The sequence below is a fragment of the Enterococcus sp. C65 genome (assembly GCF_040887165.1).
Lineage (GTDB): Bacteria > Bacillota > Bacilli > Lactobacillales > Enterococcaceae > Enterococcus_B > Enterococcus_B hirae.
This window is the reverse complement of record NZ_JBFOFG010000007.1, coordinates 1-21,504: the sequence shown is the minus strand read 5'-3', so window position 1 is coordinate 21,504 and position 21,504 is coordinate 1. Positions and strand designations below refer to the sequence as shown.

Sequence of the window (21,504 nt, the reverse complement as noted above, 5' to 3'; positions counted from 1 at the left end):
ATTTTTTGGCTGAGTCTGCTCCTTTGATAGTGAGACAAATCATCTCAATAAAAAAAGCTTGAATTTTTAATTCCTTTTTTTTAAAGGAGATTAAAAGTTCAGGCTTTTTTAGTAAGTGATATTTTTCTAAGACCAACCAGATTTTCATTGATCAACTATTCTTTCTTTTCCAGTGCGCGCTGTCTCATTTTGATTACATAAGCTCCGATTTCATAGTTGGCCATCTGAAAAGCGTTGTTAAAATCAATGGCGAGCAATTGCTCTACTTTATGCAAACGATAGCGAATAGTTTTAGAATGGAGAAACATTTTTTCAGCAGTTTGTTTATAGTTACGATTATTTTGTAAAAAACAGTAAAAGGTTTCAAAGAGATCAAAGTTTGTTTGAGCGAGTGCCACTAAGTTTTGAGGAAGACTTTCTTCGATGGATTGAAGTTGTTCTTCTTGAATAAAATGTTTGAAGATACCGATATCTGCTAATGTCACAATCGGACCATTGTAAAAATCTCGATTGAAATTCAGAATATCAAGACATTCAAATAACAGTTCTTTGATTCCTTGTTTGGGTTTCAAGCTACTGATCGCAAAAGTTAAGTAGGGATTTTCTAAGAGAAAGTCTTGGACGACCCGTTGCAAATAAGCTTTTGTGATCGGTCCATCCGCCTGATCGAAATTATATAAGACAGCCGAATAGTGATGCTGATCAAAGAAGATTGCTTCTTTCTTTAAGGTTCGCAGTAGTGAAATGATCCGGGTTTTCATTAATTGTGTTTGGGTATCTTTTGTCGGAAATACAATAGTTTGATAAGAATCTTTTGACAACATATGGACTTCATGAAGTAAACTATTTAATTCATCAGGATTTTTAGGCGTATTTTGTAAAATGGCATCTGCTAAATTGTTCAACCGGGTGTAACGTTCTTTTTTTAAGAGACTTTCGGTATTGAATTTTTCTTGGAGGGCATCAATTGCATTTTCGATAATCACTAAATCAGTTTCTTTGACGACATCATCTGGAAGATAGACTAAAAGTAAACAGTTTGCTGAATAATTATTGAAAATCGCTACTTCAAGCGCATAGTGTTTTTGAGGGTTGGTATGGGCATATAGTGTTAACAAGGAATAATCATTTTTGGTGAAATCAGTGTTGCGCAAAGTTTCTCGTGCTAAAACAATTGCATCTCGAGGAATCTTCCCATCGCTGATTTCGATTCCTTTGTCGATCAATTTTAATGAAAAGGGTAATTTTATAATTCGATAAAATTCCTCCATAATCGTTTCAATAGAGGAAGACTGGCGTTCTAATTGGTTGAAACGTTGACGAACTTCATAATACGTTCGGAGTATATGGGACTGGGTATTTAACAAAGGTTCATAAATCGTCAAAAGGATTTTTTCATAACTGACCTCTTGCTTAATCTTGATCAAAGGAATACGGTACTTGAAACATAGATGGATAAATCGGTCAGGAATCGTTTTGATAAAACGGTCTGTCTTTAAAATCAACCCACTGATTTCGATTTGGCACATTTTAACAAAAAAATCTTCTAACTCTGCTTCCGTTAAATCATTTAAAGCGTAAAAAGAAGTGAGAATCAATTGATTTTTTTTACTCCAATTCTCAATATCGATCGCTTCTAAGATCATCGCTGTTGTTACTTCATTGTCTAAACCGATGTCTTTCGTTAGGATCTCGCCTTTTTTTAATTCACCTAGTGTCAAAAGCTCTTTTAGTTTCATCGTTTCCTCCTTTTTCCCCTTTATGGATAAAAATTATAGCATTTTTTTAGAAATACGTCCGATGAAAACACTTTCTTAATGTCCTACAATAATAGTGTCAAAAGAAAGAGGAGGAGAAGGATGTTAAACACAGTCATTTTAAAAAATAATTACCAAGATTCAATCAATCTGATGCTTTTAACAAACAAAATCAACTCACTTGAACAAGTGGTCATGAGTCAAATCATGATGGGAACAGATGCGAATAAAGATATTTTAAATAATACCGATTTGTTAACAGATGAAGCAAAAACTGCCTCTCCAAATGATCTGATGATCGTGGTTTCAAGTGAAGACCCAGAAATAATGGATCAAGTACTACCGCTAGTCGACACGTTTTTAGCTGATTTGTCTGCAAAAAGTACTACGAAAGATAACCAAACAGTGACTTCTTGGCAAGAAGCATTGGATCTTTTACCAGAGGCAAATGTTGCTTTGTTCAGTATTCCAGGAGAATATGGGGCAGCAGAAATGGAACGTGCGTTGAAAAATAATTTACACGTTTTTTCTTTTACAGATAATATTGCGATTGAAGATGAAGTACGTTTGAAAAAACTAGCGCATCAAAAAGGGTTATTAATGATGGGACCAGATTGTGGTACGGGGATTCTTTCTGGCATTCCAATTGCTTTTACCAATGTGGTCGCACCTGGAAATATTGGAGTAGTAGGCGCATCTGGCACCGGCATCCAAGAAGTGACGACGATCATTGATCGACTAGGTGGCGGCGTGGTCCATGCCATCGGTACGGGGGGGCGAGATCTCAGTGACAAAGTCGGAGCAACTACCGTTAAAGATGCCATTATTGCTTTGGAACATCATGAACCTACCGATGTGATCTGTGTCATTTCCAAGCCACCTGCAAAAGCTGTGCGCGATGAAGTCGTACAATTATTACAGAGCATCACAAAACCGGTTGTTGCGATTTTCCTAGGTGAAAAGCCAACAAACCATGAAGGAAAAGTTTATTTAGCCCATACCTTAGAAGAAACTGCTCAAATCGCTGTTGATTTAGCAAATGAGCAAGCAATCAAGAAAAACTACTTTCAATCAATAGAAAAACCCGATGTGCCAGTTTTACCACAAGAAAAAGTGGTCAAAGGATTATATTCTGGTGGGACTTTAGCTGCAGAGGCAGGAATGCTGATCTCTGAAGCGTTGGATCTTGGTGGCTTAGTGAAAACGGAAGGCTATGTTTTAAAATCGCAAGGGTATGAAGTGATTGACTTAGGCGATGATCGCTATACTCAAGGAAAACCTCATCCAATGATCGATCCCGAAGTGCGGATTCAAAAGATTCAGGAATATGCTTCGGTACAAGATACGGGCGTTATCTTACTTGATGTCGTTTTGGGCTACGGAGCGCATGAAGACATGGTTGGTGCGCTACTACCAGCGATCCAAGAAGCACAAATGCAGGCTGAAAAAGCAGGGCGATTGCTTTATTTTGTGGCGACAGTTTGTGGCACGGCCAATGATCCGCAAGATCGTCAATCAGCTGTAGATCGGTTGCAAGAGGCAGGAGTATTTGTGACTGAAAGCAATGCGAAAGCTGTTCAGTTAGCTCTCCTATTAAAGGGTGTCACGTTATCTGAAGTAGATAAAGAACTACTTCCTTATACTGGGAGAACGGTAGAAGTTCCTCAACCGAGTGAACGTGTCATGGAATTACTGACGACAAAACCAAGAATCATAAACGTTGGTCTGCCAAGTTTTACTGAATCGATCCTTGCTTATGGTGGACAAACCGTTCAATTTAATTGGCGACCAAGAGCAAGTGGTAATCAAAAAATGATCAAACTTTTGGATAGCTTAGAAGAATACAACGAAAAAATAGAAGAAGAAAATCAACAAGTAACAGAAAAAATCAAAAATGCGCAACCATTCTTGATTGATGTAGTACCAGCAAAATCAGTGATTCCAGAGTTAAATGAGCCAGCAAAGAAAACGTTACTCCACGCTGGACCGCCCATTACTTGGGAAGGAATGACCGGTCCGATGAAAGGAGCTTGTCTTGGAGCAGCACTCTTTGAGCGTTGGGCAGAAGACGAAGAAGAAGCCAAAAAATTATTTGAGGCGAATGAAGTCCGCTTCATACCTTGTCATCATGTACAAGCTGTTGGACCGATGGGAGGAATCACTTCTGGTAATATGCCGGTTTTTGTTGTAGAAAATCGATTAGCAGGAAATCGAGCATTTTGTATTTTGAATGAAGGAATCGGCAAGGTACTTCGTTTCGGTGCCTATTCGCAAGAAGTAGTGGATCGCCTTGATTGGATCAAAGAGGTATTAGGACCAACAATTGCTGAAGCGCTGGCGCTGACCGACAATGGGTTGAATCTAAATGTGTTGATTGCACGTTCTATCACGATGGGGGATGAATTTCATCAACGCAATATTGCTGCCTCGTTGAACTTTTTGAAAGAGCTGGCACCATTGATTATCCAAACGACTATTGCAGAAAAACAAAAATACGAAGTCATCAAGTTCTTGGCGGACACGGATCAATTTTTCTTGAATATCATGATGGCAACAGGGAAAGCCATGGTTGATGGTGCACGGCAAGGCAGTAAAGGGACAATTGTAACCACCATGACACGTAATGGGGTTGACTTTGGTATTCGAATCGCGGAAACAGGAGATACATGGCATAAAGCACCGGTAAATACCCCTAAAGGACTGTACTTTACAGGTTTCAGTGAAGCAGACGGGAATCCTGATATTGGTGACAGTGCCATCACGGAAACGGTCGGGGTTGGCGGAATGGCGATGGTTGCAGCTCCTGGCGTGACACGATTTGTCGGTGCTGGAGGGTTTGCGGATGCACTTGCCACTTCTAATGAAATGGCTAAGATCTGCGCCACCCATAATGCTACTTTTTCTATTCCAACTTGGGATTTTCAAGGGACTTGTTTAGGAATTGATATCCGAAAAGTGGTAGAAACTGGAATCACTCCTGTCATCAATACTGGAATCGCTCATAAAAATCCAGGAGTCGGTCAAATTGGTGCAGGAACAGTTAGAGCCCCACTTGCTTGTTTTGAAAAAGCGTTAGAAGCCTATGCTGAGAAACTAGGGATTATCATTGACTAGAGAAAATTGTAAAATCAGTGATTATTTGATTCCGTTGCATCAGTTTGGGAAAATCGGGAAAATCCACAGTATCTTTAATCGGTCATTTAATATTGAGATTGGCGGACAGTTGATCAATCTAGCGGATTACTATGATTATCTTTCTAGCTTTGGTATTAATTTACCTCACTCCCTATTTCAGGAGTTGTTACCATTTATCCAACAAGGAAATCAAGTAAGGATCAGTGAAGAGGAATTGCTGATTTATAGTCGAGCAGGCGTCAAAAAAATACATTTGATCTCCTCTACGATCGTTTCCTTGGATCTTACCCAATTAACGTTGACGAAAGCGCAACAGGTAACCTTGAAAACAAGGTTAGAAGAACAACACTTAACAAATAAAATCGGTCTTCCGCTTGATAATCGAACTCGTCATTTTTTTGAGAAAATGAGTCAAAAAAATCATTACTGGCGTTCGGAAGAATGGCAGGAGTTGATTCACTATTTAATTGGAAGAGGACAAGGATTAACGCCAAGTGGTGATGACATTTTAATCGCCTACCTGCTCATGTTGACAATTTGTTCAGATGCTCGAGGAGACGCTTTGATGCGTTCCCTTGAGCTGACTGAATTAGCTACAACTGATGTCAGTAAGGCCTATATCATTAGTTCTATGAAAGGTTATAGCAATTCTTTCTTTTATCAACTAATTTTCGCACTTTCCCAAACGGACTATGGAAAACTAGATCAATTGATCGCAAAATTGATGGCTATTGGTCACACATCGGGCAAAGATTTATGTTTTGGGCTGTTATTAGCTTTACAAGGAATAGAAAACGAAAAGTGAGGGAAGAGACATGGAGAATAGCAAACAACAGCAAGCAGTCAGGGTAGGAAATAGCTACTGGATCAAAGTAGTCGCTATTTTTTTCATCGGTTGGATTCTCATGTATGCAACACGAACCATTTTCAATCCGATCATGGGAGTGGTTGGTGAGCAGTTTGGTCTGAGTAATACTCAACTAGGTTTAGCAAATAGTATTTTTTTCTTAACTTATGCGATCGCACAGATTCCTTTTGGGATAATCGGGGACAAAATCGGTCGAAAAATGATTATTACGGTTGGTTTTCTTTTGTTAGCTGTAGCTACTTATTTTAGTGGTTTAGCGACTACTTTCGTATTGTTTTTAACTATTCGAGCAATTGCAGGAATTGGACAAGGGGCTTACTATGGCCCACAATTTGCGTTATCTACTGAAGCAATCCCCAAAAGTAAACGAACGATTGGAAATGCCATTATTAATAGCGGCATGGCTTTTGGTACTTCTGGGGGTTATCTGTTATCCAGTAAATTAGTATTAGAAAATGGTGAATCTTGGAGTAAACCGTTCTTTATTATGGCATTACCCACGTTGATTGTGGGGCTTTTGTTCTATACAGTCTTAAAAGAAAAAGTGATTCGTCCAGGAGAAGAACCAGAAGAAGAAACAGGTCCTAAAGAGAAAATTTCATTAAAACAAATTTTTAGCAATCGTAATTTAGTGGCTGCGTTCATTCTCTGTTTTACCAGTATTTATGCCAATTTTGTGATTCTTACTTGGTTACCACAGTTTTTAATCGCTGAGCGTGGTTTTACTGGAGCAAGTGTTGGTTTTATTTCTTCTTTGGTACCTTGGGCATCGATTCCTGGAGCGCTCCTTTTTGCACGGATCAATGATAAAACCGGTGCTACAAAAAAATTAGTTTTTCTTTTAGTTCCTTTGGCAATTCTTTCAGTCTTTGCGATTGCTTTTGTCACCAATCGAACGTTGTTGATCTCGGTCTTGATCTTGTATGGATTGACTGGCAAATTAGCCTTAGATCCTATTATGGTAACTTTCGTAACGAAGCATGCACCTAAATCGGCATTAGGAACGTCCCTTAGTGCATACAACTTCATCGGGATGTCTGGCTCGATTCTAGCACCTTATGTAACGGGGTATCTAGCAGATACTTCAGGATCAATGCAAGTTGGCTTTTACTTATCCTGTGTATTGTTAGCCATTGGTTTGTTTCTCTTTGCATTTTTAGCAAAAGAAGAAACGTTACCTAGTGAATCATAAAAAGGGAGAAGTTGAGCTAAGTCTGTCGTGGTTGAAAAATACTCATTTGTGTTTTCAACGCAGATGGGACAGTAGCTCTAAAATAGCTCTAAAGTAACTCTTAGGATAAGTCACATCAAGAATCGGTTGTTCTTAGATAAATAGGAGAATTTGTAGTTCATTACACGATATAGATAGTAGGTAAATGAGAAATGAGCTACTAGGAGAGTTCTTTAATGCCAGTGATTCGACAAATGAGGTAGAAGACGATGAAAAAATTATCCATGATCACGCAAATTAGTCTAGCTTTATTCATTGGGATCATTGTGGGGATTATTTTTCCTGAAAGTAACGTTGTATTGAAACCAATCGGTGAAATCTTTTTAAGACTGATGCAGATGGCAATCCCCTTATTGATTTTAGGACAGATCATTCAAGCACTCGGAGGTATTCAGCTCAAAGAATTAACAAGCATTGGAGCAAGGACCATGGCTGCATTTGCAGTTTCTTCCTTTTTAGCAGCTGCTTGGGGGATAGTAATTGCTGTTTTCTTTCATCCGGGACAAGGAATCAGCTTAAGGGAATCGCAGGAAAGGATTCAAGTCCAAGAGATTTCGCTTCAAGATACGCTCATCAATTTTGTACCTAAAAATATTTTTGAGTCACTCGCACAAGGAACAATTATCCAGCTCATTGTTTTTGCGCTATTTTTTGGCTTAGCGTTAAATCATTATTTACAAAAGCACCCTGAATCACAGCTTTTCCAACTGGTGATTGATTTTAACGAAGTAATTATTACAGTAATCAATTATGTGATGCGCTTGGCTCCAATCGGGATTTTTGCACTGGTCACGTCAAGTATTAGTCAACTAGGGATCCAAGTGATTGTACCGTTGTTGAAGTATTTACTGGTTTATAGTGTAGGCACGATCTTGTTTTTAGGTTTTTGGCTGTTGATCATTACTCTTTTTTGCCATTTAAACCCGTTACGAGTCATTCGTAACATGAAAAACATGTCGCTAGTGGCTTTAGCAACCACTTCTTCAGCGATCACTTTGCCTGTGGAACTAGAAGAAGCACAATACAAACTTGGATTAAGCAAACGAATCACTCATCTGGTGTTACCTTTAGGGATGTCATTAAATAGTAATGGTTCAGCACTACACATGACTGTGACGGTAATGACGATCGCTCAAATGTACCAAGTAGATTTTGATTTAACGAAGTTGATTTATTTAGCAGTTGTCGCTACCTTTGTTTCGTTGGCAAATGCTGTGGTACCGGGTGCTGGACTTGTATCATTAGCAATCATCGTTCCACAAATGGGTTTACCCATTGAAAGCATTGCAATTTTTGGGGGAGTTGAATGGCTGGTTGGTATGTTGCGTACGATCTTAAATGTTCATTCAGATGTCTATTCAGCAATCTTGGTTGCTAAATCTGTCAATGAAATCAATCATGAGATTTTTAATGAAGAGTAAGAACGATCACAAAAAACATCCTTTGAGAGGTGCTTATTCTCAAAGGATGTTTTTATTATTGTCAGTAGGAGGTAGGGCATACTTGTCTAACATCCGCCAAAGGATTGAAACCTCACTTTTTCTGTTTATTCCCACCAATGAAAACTAGACTACTGATTCTTCGTTTTCAGAAAAAATTAGAGTTATACATTCGCCTCCGATAAGGAGTAAGGTAGATCTGATTTTGAACGTGTCTTATTAGGAGGAACAATCCCCAACTGATAAGCAATCATGCCACCAGTCAGCAAGTCTTCATGTGTAAAGAAGAGTTTGCGATAGCTAGTTTCATTTCTTGTTATCTCATGGATAAATTGTTGTTGTGGGTGATTAGGGCTTGTTTCGATTGTTAAATGTTCACCATTAGACAACGTAAGCACAGCTTTGTCGACTAAAGGCATCCCGATGACATATTCACCTGTTCCTGGCGTGACAGGATAAAAGCCTAAACTATTAAAGATATACCAACCTGCCATGCTCCCATTGTCTTCATCTCCTGGATAACCAGTCGGGGTATCATCGAATGTTTGTGTCAGCAATTGTTTGATCAATGGTTGTGCCATTTCGGGTTTACCAATATAACTGAATAAATAAGGATAGTGGAAGCTTGGTTGATTGGAGATGGCAACTTGTCCAAACTCGATCGCTGCCATTTCACTCATTTCATGGATCTCAAAACCATAACCGCCAACTTCAAAAGTCGGTGCTTGGTTACATAATTCAATCAGTTTTTCTTCAAATTGATCTGGTCCACCGTGAGCATTGATCAAACCAGCAAAATCATGGTAAACAGCAAAACTACTTTGCCAAGCGCTACCTTCTGCATAATCCTGACCCCAACGTGTGGAAGAAAACGGAGTACGGAATCTTCCTTCGGGATCTTTGGAACGCATGAAGCCGGTTTCCGGATCAAAGACATTTTGATAATTGAAAGATTGCTTTTGATAGTGTTGTGCGGTTGCTGCTTCATTCAAACCGGTGGCTACTTGGCTGATACAAAAGTCACTATAAGCGTAATCAAGGGTGTGGTTGATTGATTCGTGGTAAGTATTTGGTACATAACCATATTTTAGATAATCAGTCGTTCCTTGACGTCCGTAATTTTGTTTTTCACTTTGGATCGTAGCACCTTTTTTCATTGCTTCGAGAAATTCAGCCATTAAATCTTTACGGATTCCCTTAACCGAGGCATCAGCGATCACTGCATCAATCAATGTTCCTGGCATGAGTCCACGCTCATCTGGCGAAAGCCATTTTGGTAAAAAGCCAGTTTCACGATAGCTGTTCAAAAAGCCTTCAAGCATCTCTTCATATTTTTCGACAGCAATCAAAGAGTAAAGTGGATACACTGTTTTATAAGTATCCCAAAAACCATTATTGGTATAAAGTACACCTGGTTTTACACTTCGACTAGTGGTATCATAATGGATTTTTTGTCCGGTCGAGTCGATTTCATAGAACGTTTGTGGGAATAAAAATACACGGTAGAGATTGTGGTAAAACGTCCGTAACTGTTGCGGATCATGATGCTCGACTTTGATTCGGTCAAAATAGTTTTGCCATTGTTGTGAACTATTCAGCAAATAGTCATCAGGTGTTTGATGTAACTCTTGTTCTAGATTAAATAAAGCTTGTTCAGAACTGATGAAGGAAGTACCGAAACGAATGACTTGTTTTTTTACATCGCCAAAATAAATCGGAACCGATCCAGCATCATCGGCTGTTAACTGTGACAAATCCTTTGATTGGATTGGCTGTTCAAAATGTAAGACAAAATAGAACGTGAAATCAGGATCTTCGGCGCCTGCAAAATGAGTGACTTGTCCTTCAATCGTATAGGGATCTTTTAGAACTAATTGATGTTTACCAGGAAACGACAAAAGTAGACCGCTCTCATTTTTGTGGTAATCAATGGTTAGGACACCACCGTACATGCTAGGGATCAACGTGGAGCGAATACCATCACGTAATTGGTTGATCGTTAAATGAGTCGGACAGAATGTGCTTTCTTCTGGACGATACGAACTTTGTGCATGGAACAGGGTATTCTCAGGTAATAACCCATTGATCGGAGTGAAGACAAAATAGCTGAAGTCACCCATCCATGGACTTGGCTGATGAGTCAAACGGTAGCCTTGGAAGGTGTGATCATCAGGATGGAACCACCAGCTACCTTTTTGATCAGTTGTCTGTGGGGCAAAGTAATTCATCCCAAAAGGAACACCAGTATAAGGCTGGCAGTTCCCATTTGAGAAGTTCGCTTGATTGGCTGTACCGTGACGAGTATCAATATGTTGAATGTTCATGTTAAATCTCCTTTGTTGAATGTCGTTTAATAAATGAGACTGGTTGGCTCGTATCTTCGGGAATGTTATTTGTTTTGAGCCAAGTGATCAAAGCATTTCCTGCAAGTTCTCCTAGTTGGTGGAAATCTTGAGCAATCGTTGTTAATGGTGGATCAACTAAAGCGGCTGCTTGGATATCATCGAATCCAACGATCGAAAAATCATCTGGGATACGATAGCCTTGTTGTTTTAAATGATTCATCGTTTGAATAGCTACCAGATCGTTTTCGCAGACAAACGCAGTGACCTGATGTTCATTGATGTAGGTCAGTAACGTTTCAATCGTAGTGCCTTTTGCATCTAAAGTTGTATGAAACGGCAAATTGGCTTTGTCCAAAGCTTCCAGGTAACCCAAGTATCGTTGTCGGACAGATTGTGGATGCGCCTGTTCACCAAAAAGATAGGCAATCTTTTTATGCCCTTTTGAAATCAAATGAGCCGTAGCCAAAGAACCACCTTGGAAATTATCTGAAAGGACAGTTGGAAAAGGAAGTTCATAGATTTTTTTATCTAAAACAACAACTGGGAATTGTTTCAATGATAATTCAAAGAGCAGATCCAGATGTTGATCGGTCGCAAACGCATAATAAATCATTCCGTCAAATTCTTGCATGATTTCCTTCGCCGTTTTGTTTGCCAGAAAATCAACAGTCGTCATCATGACTTCTAACTGATTTTCTTGCATCAATGGATTTAGTCCTTTTGTAAAATCTCCGACAGAAAGGTCAGATAAAAAGGGAAGTAGGAACAGGATGCGACTATTTTTAATCACATCGTTTCTATTAAGGTCACTAGTCGTTGCTTTGACAAAACTGCCTTTTCCTCTGACACGATAAATCAGACCTAATTGTTCTAATTCAGTTAATGCACGTTTAGAAGTGATTCGACTCACTTGATACTTGGTGGACAATTCCTTTTCGGTAGGTACCTGGCTGTCAACAGGTAACGATCCATCAGCAATTGCTTGTTGTAAGTCATGAAAGATTTGTTGGTATAGTGGTTGATTCATAAAAGCACCTTCTTATAAGATATATCATATAAAGATCATAGCATAAAACCACTAAAAGTAAATAAGAAAAATCTCATTTTGAAAGCGTAGACAATTGTAAAACGACGAGGTATAATCCTCTTATGATATATCAATAATGAAAAGAGGAAAATAAATGGCATATAAAGATATACCAAAGTCAGTTCAACAGTTTATGGATGAAATTACTGCAAAATGTGGGGAAGAGCATGCAGATTGGGCCGCGAATTTCTCTGCTGCCTTTGCCAATACATTGTTAACGACAGTCAAAAGACATGAAGACGGGACGACTTTTTTATTAACTGGTGATATTCCAGCGATGTGGTTGCGTGACTCCACCGCTCAAGTCCGTCCATATTTAGTCATTGCAAAAGAAGATGAAGACTTAGCTTCGATGATTAGTGGGCTTGTCAAAAAACAATTTGAATATATCAACATCGATCCATACGCAAACGCATTTAATGAAGAAGCAAATGGAGCGGGGCATCAAAGTGACCATACTGAAATGAATGATTGGATCTGGGAGCGTAAATATGAAATCGATTCCTTATGTTATCCTATCCAATTAGCTTACTTATTATATAAGAACACTGGTCGAACGGACCAATTGAATGATTCGTTTGTTGAAGGAATCAAAAAAGCCTTACATGTCTTCAAAACCGAACAAGATCACAATCAATCTCCTTATACTTTCGAAAGAGATACGACGAGGAAAGAAGATACCTTAGTCAACGATGGGCGTGGAAGTGCAGTTGCACCAACTGGAATGACTTGGTCTGGTTTTCGTCCAAGCGATGATGCGTGTCAATATGGCTACCTCGTTCCTTCAAATATGTTTGCTGTAGTAGTGCTGGGTTATATTGAAGAAATCTTTACGAACATTCTCACGGAAGAAACAAGTAGTAAAGCAATCCTTGAAGAAGCCAAACGTTTAAAAGAAGATATCCAAAAAGGAATCGAAGACTATGCGTTGACTAAAAACCAACAAGGAGAAACCATCTATGCTTATGAAGTTGATGGATTAGGAAACGCTTCTATTATGGATGACAGTAATGTACCTAATTTGATTGCTGCTCCGTATTTAGGTTACTGTTCTACCACAGATGAACAATATTTGGCAACGAGAAAAACGTTACTAAGTAAAGAGAACCCTTACTTCTATGAAGGGAAATATGCAAAAGGGATCGGATCATCTCACACTCCAGAAAATTACATCTGGCCGATTGCATTAGCGATGGAAGGGATGACCACTGAAGATAAAGAAGAGAAAAAGCGGATTTTAGACTTATTAGTTGCGACAGATGCTGGTACACATTTGATGCACGAGGGGTTTGATGTCGATGATCCAAACAACTACACCAGAGAATGGTTCTCTTGGGCGAACATGATGTTTTGTGAATTAGTGATGGATTACTTTGATATTCGAGTAGCGAAATAGGAGGAATAAAATGAAAAAGAAAGTATATATCATTTCACACAGTCATTGGGATCGTGAATGGTACATGGCTTATGAACAGCATCATATGCGTTTAGTCGAATTGATGGATGATCTTTTGGAATTATTTGAAACCGATCCAGATTTCAATAGTTTCCATTTAGATGGACAAACGATTATTTTAGATGATTATTTACAAGTACGTCCAGAAAAGAAAGAAGCGGTGCAACGAGCAATTGATGCGGGTAAATTAAGGATCGGTCCTTTTTATATTTTACAAGATGATTTCTTGATCAGTTCAGAAGCGAATGTCCGTAATATGTTGATTGGAATGGAAGAAAGTAAGAAGTGGGGAACGCCTGTGATGCTCGGTTATTTCCCGGATACTTTTGGAAATATGGGGCAAACACCACAAATGATGAAACAAGCAGGACTTTCAGCTGCTGCTTTTGGACGAGGCGTAAAACCAATTGGCTTTGATAATCAAGTCTTGGAAGCAGAAAATTATTCTTCTCAATATTCTGAAATGTGGTGGAAAGGACCAGATAGCACAGAAATCTTTGGGTTACTGTTTGCCAATTGGTACAGTAATGGAAATGAGATCCCGGCTGAAAAAGAGAAAGCAAGAGCCTTTTGGGATCAAAAGCTGGCAGATGCAGAGCAATACGCATCAACCGATCATCTGTTGATGATGAATGGAGTGGATCATCAACCGGTTCAAAAGGATGTAACAGCAGCAATCAAATTAGCGAATGAATTATATCCAGAGTATGAATTTATCCATTCCAATTTTGTCGATTATCTTGCAGCGGTGCAAAAGGACTTGCCAGAAGAACTTGGTTCCGTTGAGGGAGAGTTGACCAGTCAGGAAACAGATGGCTGGTATACGTTAGCGAATACTGCTTCAGCACGTGTCTATTTAAAACAATGGAATACTAAAGTTCAAAGACAAATTGAAAATATTGCTGAGCCATTAGCAACGATGGCTTATGAAGTTACTGGTAAATATCCCCATGATCAATTAGATTATGCGTGGAAAACGTTGATGCAAAATCATCCACATGACAGTATTTGCGGGTGCTCGGTTGATTCTGTCCATCGAGAAATGATGACACGTTTTGAAAAAGCAGATGAAGTAGGGAAGTATTTAGCAGAAGAAGCGATCAGGCAACTTGCTCAAGCGATCGACACTAGCAGCTTACCAGCAAAAAGCTATCCTTTCTTAGTTATGAACACGGCTGGATCAGCAAAGACTGGTGAAGCAGAAATAACGATTGAGTTAGAAAGAAAATGTTTTGCAGAAGGAATACCTGAGAAATTATATGAAGAACTAGAAAAGCAACCACCAAAAAGCTACCATGTAGAAACATCCAATGGTGAAGAAGTCCCTGCGTCACTATCAGAAACATTTGTGACGTTTGATTATGATCTGCCCAAAGATCGGTTTAGGATTCCTTACATGGCGAGAAAAATCACGGTCACTTTACCAGTGAGCGAAATGCCAGCTTTTTCTTGGAACACGTACTTATTAATAGAAGGAAAAGCTAAAGAAGAAAAAGAGACGATGATCCAAAACGATGGACGAGTATTAGAAAATCAACAAGTTCGGCTAGAAATCAAATCGAATGGCACCTTGACGTTGAAAGACAAAACGACGGGCAAACAACTAGATGAATTATTGACATTCGAAAATGTTGGGGATATTGGAAATGAATATATCTTCAAACAGCCTGAAAATGACCAACCTATTTTATCAAAGGAAAATGATCAAAGTACCGTAGAAGTCGTAACTGATACGAGTGAATTAGCACAAGTAAAAGTTACCCAGGAATTATTGATCCCAGTAGCTGCTGATGAACGTTTAGCAAAAGAACAACAGATGGTCATTGAGTTTCGTCACCGTAAAGCAGGTCGTTCAAAAGAAAAGCGTGTGTTAGAAGTAACAACTGTTATCACTTTAAGAAAAGACAGCAAAAAAATCGACTTTGAAACAAAAGTGAATAATCAAATGGATGATCATCGCTTACGTGTGTTGTTCCCAACAAAGTTACATGTGAAACAACATCAAGCTGATAGTATTTTTGAAGTGGTTACCCGTCCCAATGATGTATCAAGTAGTTGGGAAAATCCAACAAATCCACAGCATCAACAGGCGTTCGTTCATTTAGAAGGAAACGATTATGGAGTAACAGTTGGCAATTATGGATTAAATGAATATGAAGTAATCGATGACAGTGTGATTGCGGTGACTTTACTACGTTGTGTAGGGGAATTAGGAGATTGGGGATATTTTCCAACACCAGAAGCCCAATGTCATGGGGTACATTGCTTTAACTACAGTATCGAAGTGCATCAGCCAGAAGAAAAATTTGCTAGTTACCATCATGCTTATAGCGCACAGATTCCTTTTTCTACCACGCAAATGGCGATTCAAACAGGAACCTTGCCAGCTGAAAACAGCTATTTAACTTGCGAAGGGGAAACGTTTGCAATTACTGCTTTGAAACGAAGTAAATTTAGTGATAAAGTAGTGGTGCGTGGGTTTAATCTGTCCGGTCTTGATTCACCATTACAAATCACTAAAAATGGGAAACAAGGGGAATTATTGAATCTGCTAGAAGAAACAGTTGAGCAAACGATTGCTCCGACCGTTAGACCTTATGAAATTCGGACAATCGGATTCGAGGAGGAATAAGCAATGTATGGTGGAATAGAAGCAGGGGGAACAAAATTCATCTGTGCCGTTTCAAATGAAGGCGTTATCGTAGAAAGAGTAAGTATTCCTACAACTACACCTGAAGAAACACTAAAGCAAGTATTTGATTTTTTTGATCAATATGAACTAGAGGCGTTAGGGATCGGTTCATTTGGTCCGATCGGTATTGATAAAAATGCCGATAATTATGGGTATGTTTTGGCAACACCTAAACCTGGATGGGGAAACTACAATTTTTTAGGCAGCATCCAAGAACGTTACGGGATTCCGATGGCTTGGACGACAGATGTGAATGCAGCAGCTTACGGCGAATTGCTAAAAGGAGCCGCACAAGGGAAAAAGAGTTGTATTTATTTGACTGTCGGTACAGGGATTGGTGCCGGTGTGGTCCTTGAAGGAGATATCTTTTCTGGACTTGCCCACCCAGAAATGGGGCATATCTGGGTAAAACGTCATCCAGAGGATACCTATGAAGGAACATGTCCTTACCACAAAGATTGTTTGGAGGGATTAGCGGCTGGACCTTCAATTGAGGCACGAACTGGAATCAAAGGCCAAGAACTTCCTCAAGATCATCCAATATGGGACATCCAAGCCTATTATATTGCTCAAGCATTGATCAATTATACGTTGACGTTAGCTCCTGAAAAAATCATTTTAGGCGGCGGAGTGATGAATCAAGACCACTTGTTGCATAAAATTCGACAACAATTCGTTGAGTTAATGGGTGGGTACATGGAAACGCCACAAGTAGATGAGTACATTGTACGCTGGGGTCTGCCGAATGAGAGTGGAATTATTGGCAGCTTGCTTTTAGCAGAAAAAGAACATGGTAAACAATAAGGTGTATATATTCTATATATAGTAATAAAAAACGGCTAGAGGTGTGTCCCTAGCCGTTTTTTTGATTGTGATCAGTAGTGGATCGCTCCTCACAATAGTGTCTTTACCATAGACCAGGGAGGGCTTTTGCGACAATGGTTTCTTGCGTGAAAGGATGAGACATGTGTAATTCTAACGCATGGAGCATGAGACGGTTCGCAGACCGTGTTTGGTAAAGTGGATCACCGACAATGGGATGACCAATGTGAGAGAGATGGACCCTGATTTGATGAGTACGTCCGGTTTCCAAGACACAGTAAACCTGAGTCTGACCATTTACTACTTGATCAACGGAAACATGTGTGAGAGCCGTTTGACCTTTATGAGGATCTACCACCCGTTTTCTGCGATCGTGCCGATCACGACCGATTTTATCTTTTAAAATCAAATCCTCTTTGATTGTTCCCCAGACAAGTGCTTGGTATCGTCGATAAATCTTCTTTTGTTCCAACATTCTGCCTAGGATAGGTAAAACAAAGGGATTTTTAGCAAATAAAATTGCACCACTTGTTTCTTTGTCCAATCGATGCACGACATAAGGGCGTTGCTCTTTTTTCTTTAAATACGCAGCTAAGTGATTCAATAAAGTATCATTTTCAGTTGGTTCATTCGGATGAGTTTTCATGCCGGCGGGTTTATTGACAATGAGTAAATGATCGTCTTCATATAATGGTTGGACGAAGGAAGATTTACCCAATTGGACTTCTTGGTATTGATAATCAGTTTCTTCAAAACGTAACGTAATATGGTCACCAGCGTGGACTTCAAAATGAAATAAGGCAGGTTCTTGATTGATCCACACATTTTTTCTTATACGTAAAAAGTGGCGGACTTTTCTTGGAACGAGCCATTCTTGTTCTAATAATTCTCGAATGGTGGTTGTTGGCTGAGTGTCAGGTAACGTGATCGTGATTTCCATAAAAATACTCCTTTTAGCAAAAATGCAGCTCTATTGTACCATTTTTAAAACTTATTTAAGAAAAAAGTGACTAATTTCTGATACTTCTTATGCTAAACTATCGTCAAAACTTAAAAAAACAGTTTGCCTACATCTCAAGCAGGAAGAATGAAGAACGTACCTGTGGTAGAATAAGGCGATTCAATCAAATAGACAGGAGAAGAATAAATGGATTTTCAAAGCATTTTAAGTAAAATAAAAGCTGCTTTGATCAGTTTTTGGCATTGGATTAAACCTTATTTAGGGCGATTCCATCGATGGCGAAAACGTATATGGAAAAAGTATCATATCAATAAACTGATCCTATTGATTGGCTTGATCTGTGTATTGATCGTCAGTATCTATCTTTTTATTTTAGCAAAACAGGCAAATGTCTCCACGTTAAAATCGGGGCTAAGTCAGTCTACCGTTATCTATGATAAAAAGAATGAAGAAGCAGGCACCCTGTATGCTCAAAAAGGGACTTATGTGGAATTGAATGCAATCTCTCCAGATATCCAAAATGCGGTTATCTCAACCGAAGATCGTAATTTTTATCAGCATCATGGATTTGATATCAAAGGGATCGCTCGGGCAGCAGTTCGGATGGTCCTTTCAGGTGGCACTTCTGGTGGAGGTGGGAGTACAATTACCCAACAATTAGCTAAAAATGCTTATTTGACACTTGATCAAACTTTTGACCGTAAAGCAAAAGAATTATTTTTAGCCATTGAAATTGAAAAGAAATACAGCAAAGAAGAGATTTTGACCATGTATCTCAACAATGCTTATTTTGGAAATGGGGTATGGGGCGTACAAGATGCTTCAAGGAAATACTTTGGGGTAGATGCTAATCAGGTTAATTTAGCAGAAGCCGCAACGTTAGCTGGGATGCTTAAAGGTCCGGGTATCTATAATCCGATCGATCATCCAGAAAATGCAAACAATCGAAAAAACACCGTATTGAGTGTCATGGAAGAAAACGGCAAGATCACGAAACAACAATACCAAACGGAAAGCAAAGTGGATATCAAACAATACGTGAAAGATACGTATGATAATTCGGAATCAGGCTATCGCTATCCTTATTACTTTGATGCCGTGATTGATGAAGCAGTCAATGATTATGGTTTAGATGAAGAAGATGTGATGAACAAAGGATACAAAATCTATACATCACTTGATCAAAATTATCAAAAACAATTAGAAACAACGTATCAAAACAATGCACTATTTCCGGCAAATGCTGCGGATGGGGCAATGGTTCAATCCGCATCAGTCGCATTAGATCCTAAAACTGGTGGAGTTGAGGCGCTGGTAGGGCGACGTGGGGAACATGTTTTCCGGGGATTCAGTTTTGCAACACAAATGAAACGTTCTCCTGGCTCAACGATCAAACCTTTGAGTGTGTATGCACCAGCGTTAGAAGCGGGATACACCCCAGCAAGTATTTTGAAAGATGAACCATTATCTTATTATAAAGCTCATAATTACGACGGAACGTACCGTGGTGAAGTACCGATGTATCAGGCGGTTGCTGAAAGTTTGAATCTTCCTGCTGTATGGTTGCTTCATGAAATCGGTCTTCAAAAAGGTTATGATAAAGCAGAAGAATTTGGATTACCTCTATCGAAATCAGATAAGTATTATGGTTTAGCATTAGGTGGTTTAGCTAAGGGAGTTTCGCCGTTAACGATGGCTGGAGCATACAGTGCATTTGCTAACGCTGGTAAAATGTACAAACCACATCTGATTACTAAAATCGTGGATTCAACGGGTGCAGTAATTGTTGACAAGACCAATGAAAAACCTAAACAAGTCATTTCAGAAGAAACGGCTAATCAAATGACTTCAATGCTGCTTGGGACTTTTTCTAATGGGACAGCCGTTGCAGCTAAACCGGCTGGTTACACAGTCGCAGGGAAAACAGGAACGACTGAAACCAATTTTGATCCTACCAAAGCTAACGATCAATGGATTGTTGGCTATACACCTAATGTCGTGATTTCAACTTGGATGGGATATGAAGAGTCTAGTGAATTGCATTATTTAGCAGGAACAAGTGGGAATGTGGTTGGTAAAGTCTTCAAATCGGCCGCAGAAGGCATTCTTCCTTATACCGAGCAAGAGCCTTTCCCTGTAGCAGATGCATATGCGACTGGCGGAAAAGTAGTCCCTGCTGATCAAGTCAATAATAATACGCAAACCAATGAGAACTCAGAACAATGGAAAGAAAATCTGAATAAATACGGGGAACAAGCTAAAGATGGGCTGAAAAATATCGGTGATATGGTAAAAGAAGGCGTAAGAGGTTTAGGTGAAGCTGCGAAAGATCTCTGGCGGAAATATCAAGGACAGTAATCCTATGAAAAACGATAAACAAATGGTACAATAAAACTAAACGATCTATAGAAAAGAGGCTAACTATGTCAAATATTTATGATAGCGCAAATCAAATCGAACGCGAGATTCGCGAATTGCAAGAATTCAAAGCTTTAGAAGAAGCCTATGCAAAAGTTAAAGCAAATGAAGAAGCACATCGTCTATTCAAAGATTTTCAAGCGATGCAAATCGAATTGCAGGAAAAACAAATGAGCGGGCAAGAATTTAGCGATGAAGATGCAATGAAAGCGCAAGAAATGGCAATGAAAATTCAATCAGAAGAAGTGATCAATGATTTGATGCAAAAAGAACAACAATTCAGCACGATCATCAATGACTTGAATCGCATCATCATGACACCAGTTAGAGATTTATACAGCGAGTAATTAACGTTGTAGAAAATAATTTAGCCAGAACAAGCAAAAGCAACGTAAAACAAAATTGTTTTGCGTTGCTTTTTTAGTATGAAGAAATCAGACGGGGATAACTCATAGAAAATTAGCTTATTTTTCATTGTTTAATAAATAATTATTGTTAACCTAGCTATAATAGCTGATTTTGTCTATTATAGAAGCGTAGAAATGTCTATTCAAGTAGTGAATTTCTCTCATATAAAGCAAGGAGGTGGAGCGATGAAACACAAAAAATTTTCTTGGAAAGATTTTTGGGAAATCAGTGGCTCGTATCTTTTCACGATTATTTTGCTACCCGCATTTTATTCTTTAACTACAAATCAGCCATTAACAAATGTTTTTAGCGACCAATATCTGATCGATATTCTTCTCTTGTTTCTTTTTGTGATCTTGCCATTAGCTATTTATAAAGGTGTGCGGTATCGAAAGTAAGATATGAGAGATATTTGATGTTTGAGCATGAAAATAGTTAGTCATTGCAGTAATCGTCTGAAGTACCGATGAGTCTAAATAAGAAGATAGGCAACTAAAGTAGGTTAGACCAATAGAGAGAAATAAAGTAAGGTGCTGCTAAAATTAATTTTTAGCTTGACCATTCTTTTTTTTAATGGTAAAGTAATTGACGTTGCTGAAAAAGAGAAAAAGATCGTGAAATTTATTTAGAAAAATTCATTGACATTTACTTTTTAAGGTGATAAGATAACTAAGTCGTAAAAAATCAATAGCTTATGAAGGTTGATTTCATCGAAAAAAACTTCAAAAAAGTTGTTGACAAATAACAAACGACGAGTTATGATAAATGAGTTGCTGAAACACTTCTAAAAAACGAAGTCGAAAAAACTTTTAAAAAAGAGTTGACAAACAAATGTCACTCTGATATGATATAAAAGTTGCTACGGCAATCTCAACTGATTAGCTT

14 protein-coding genes are annotated in these 21,504 nt (G+C 38.8%); 10 read left to right on the top strand and 4 right to left on the bottom strand.

Annotated features, from left to right (window positions below; translation table 11 throughout):
- Window positions 1–155: 155 nt before the first annotated feature.
- Window positions 156–1,739, bottom strand: coding sequence for a PucR family transcriptional regulator (locus AB3I12_RS09155; protein ID WP_010720926.1), 1,584 nt, complete (start codon window positions 1,737–1,739; stop codon window positions 156–158).
- Between the two features lie 120 nt (window positions 1,740–1,859).
- On the opposite strand from AB3I12_RS09155, the gene fdrA reads away from it, so the two are divergent.
- From fdrA to AB3I12_RS09135, 4 genes are all read left to right on the top strand, one after another.
- On the top strand, window positions 1,860–4,871 hold the full coding sequence (gene fdrA, locus AB3I12_RS09150) for a DUF1116 domain-containing protein (protein WP_081248845.1): 3,012 nt from the start codon (window positions 1,860–1,862) through the stop codon (window positions 4,869–4,871).
- Window positions 4,864–5,697: a DUF2877 domain-containing protein gene (locus AB3I12_RS09145; RefSeq protein ID WP_063627564.1), complete on the top strand. Its 834-nt coding sequence runs from the start codon at window positions 4,864–4,866 to the stop codon at window positions 5,695–5,697. The genes fdrA and AB3I12_RS09145 overlap by 8 nt, the downstream gene beginning before the upstream one ends.
- A gap of 10 nt (window positions 5,698–5,707) precedes the next feature.
- Window positions 5,708–6,952, top strand: coding sequence for an MFS transporter (locus tag AB3I12_RS09140; RefSeq protein WP_063627563.1), 1,245 nt, complete (start codon window positions 5,708–5,710; stop codon window positions 6,950–6,952).
- Between the two features lie 248 nt (window positions 6,953–7,200).
- Complete coding sequence (locus AB3I12_RS09135) at window positions 7,201–8,412, top strand: dicarboxylate/amino acid:cation symporter (protein WP_063627562.1); 1,212 nt, start codon at window positions 7,201–7,203, stop codon at window positions 8,410–8,412.
- A gap of 182 nt (window positions 8,413–8,594) precedes the next feature.
- Here AB3I12_RS09135 and AB3I12_RS09130 read toward each other — a convergent pair whose 3' ends face one another.
- Window positions 8,595–10,754: a GH92 family glycosyl hydrolase gene (locus AB3I12_RS09130; RefSeq protein ID WP_063627561.1), complete on the bottom strand. Its 2,160-nt coding sequence runs from the start codon at window positions 10,752–10,754 to the stop codon at window positions 8,595–8,597.
- Window position 10,755: 1 nt separating this feature from the next.
- Window positions 10,756–11,802: a substrate-binding domain-containing protein gene (locus tag AB3I12_RS09125; RefSeq protein ID WP_063627560.1), complete on the bottom strand. Its 1,047-nt coding sequence runs from the start codon at window positions 11,800–11,802 to the stop codon at window positions 10,756–10,758.
- Window positions 11,803–11,956: 154 nt separating this feature from the next.
- Between AB3I12_RS09125 and AB3I12_RS09120 the strand changes: the two genes are divergently transcribed.
- From AB3I12_RS09120 to AB3I12_RS09110, 3 genes are read left to right on the top strand one after another with little or no spacing between them, the layout of a single operon-like run.
- Window positions 11,957–13,258, top strand: a complete 1,302-nt coding sequence (locus AB3I12_RS09120) for a glycoside hydrolase family 125 protein (RefSeq protein ID WP_063627559.1) — start codon at window positions 11,957–11,959, stop codon at window positions 13,256–13,258.
- Window positions 13,259–13,268: 10 nt separating this feature from the next.
- Complete coding sequence (locus AB3I12_RS09115; RefSeq protein ID WP_063627558.1) at window positions 13,269–15,950, top strand: alpha-mannosidase; 2,682 nt, start codon at window positions 13,269–13,271, stop codon at window positions 15,948–15,950.
- Between the two features lie 3 nt (window positions 15,951–15,953).
- The gene (locus AB3I12_RS09110; RefSeq protein WP_034700407.1) at window positions 15,954–16,814 is read left to right on the top strand and encodes an ROK family protein; all 861 of its coding nucleotides are present in this window, start codon (window positions 15,954–15,956) and stop codon (window positions 16,812–16,814) included.
- Between the two features lie 103 nt (window positions 16,815–16,917).
- Here AB3I12_RS09110 and AB3I12_RS09105 read toward each other — a convergent pair whose 3' ends face one another.
- The gene (locus AB3I12_RS09105) at window positions 16,918–17,772 is read right to left on the bottom strand and encodes an RluA family pseudouridine synthase (protein WP_063627557.1); all 855 of its coding nucleotides are present in this window, start codon (window positions 17,770–17,772) and stop codon (window positions 16,918–16,920) included.
- Window positions 17,773–17,979: 207 nt separating this feature from the next.
- Between AB3I12_RS09105 and AB3I12_RS09100 the strand changes: the two genes are divergently transcribed.
- The 3 genes from AB3I12_RS09100 (at window position 17,980) to AB3I12_RS09090 (ending at window position 21,017) form a co-directional block, all read left to right on the top strand.
- Window positions 17,980–20,151 carry a PBP1A family penicillin-binding protein gene (locus AB3I12_RS09100; protein WP_034867921.1) on the top strand — a complete coding sequence of 724 codons (2,172 nt, stop codon included), beginning with the start codon at window positions 17,980–17,982 and terminating at the stop codon, window positions 20,149–20,151.
- Window positions 20,152–20,216: 65 nt separating this feature from the next.
- Window positions 20,217–20,558: a YlbF family regulator gene (locus tag AB3I12_RS09095; RefSeq protein WP_010720913.1), complete on the top strand. Its 342-nt coding sequence runs from the start codon at window positions 20,217–20,219 to the stop codon at window positions 20,556–20,558.
- Between the two features lie 246 nt (window positions 20,559–20,804).
- On the top strand, window positions 20,805–21,017 hold the full coding sequence (locus AB3I12_RS09090) for a hypothetical protein (protein ID WP_010720912.1): 213 nt from the start codon (window positions 20,805–20,807) through the stop codon (window positions 21,015–21,017).
- Window positions 21,018–21,504 lie beyond the last annotated feature (487 nt).

Bases quoted from the DNA above. Each gene is read 5' to 3' on its own strand.
- AB3I12_RS09130 (WP_063627561.1), bottom strand. From the start codon at position 10,754: ATGAACATTCAACATATTGATACTCGTCACGGTACAGCCAATCAAGCG.
- AB3I12_RS09135 (WP_063627562.1), top strand. From the start codon at position 7,201: ATGAAAAAATTATCCATGATCACGCAAATTAGTCTAGCTTTATTCATT.
- AB3I12_RS09100 (WP_034867921.1), top strand. From the start codon at position 17,980: ATGGATTTTCAAAGCATTTTAAGTAAAATAAAAGCTGCTTTGATCAGT.
- AB3I12_RS09105 (WP_063627557.1), bottom strand. From the start codon at position 17,772: ATGGAAATCACGATCACGTTACCTGACACTCAGCCAACAACCACCATT.
- AB3I12_RS09095 (WP_010720913.1), top strand. From the start codon at position 20,217: ATGTCAAATATTTATGATAGCGCAAATCAAATCGAACGCGAGATTCGC.
- AB3I12_RS09155 (WP_010720926.1), bottom strand. From the start codon at position 1,739: ATGAAACTAAAAGAGCTTTTGACACTAGGTGAATTAAAAAAAGGCGAG.
- AB3I12_RS09140 (WP_063627563.1), top strand. From the start codon at position 5,708: ATGGAGAATAGCAAACAACAGCAAGCAGTCAGGGTAGGAAATAGCTAC.
- AB3I12_RS09115 (WP_063627558.1), top strand. From the start codon at position 13,269: ATGAAAAAGAAAGTATATATCATTTCACACAGTCATTGGGATCGTGAA.
- AB3I12_RS09110 (WP_034700407.1), top strand. From the start codon at position 15,954: ATGTATGGTGGAATAGAAGCAGGGGGAACAAAATTCATCTGTGCCGTT.
- fdrA (WP_081248845.1), top strand. From the start codon at position 1,860: ATGTTAAACACAGTCATTTTAAAAAATAATTACCAAGATTCAATCAAT.
- AB3I12_RS09125 (WP_063627560.1), bottom strand. From the start codon at position 11,802: ATGAATCAACCACTATACCAACAAATCTTTCATGACTTACAACAAGCA.
- AB3I12_RS09120 (WP_063627559.1), top strand. From the start codon at position 11,957: ATGGCATATAAAGATATACCAAAGTCAGTTCAACAGTTTATGGATGAA.
- AB3I12_RS09090 (WP_010720912.1), top strand. From the start codon at position 20,805: ATGAAACACAAAAAATTTTCTTGGAAAGATTTTTGGGAAATCAGTGGC.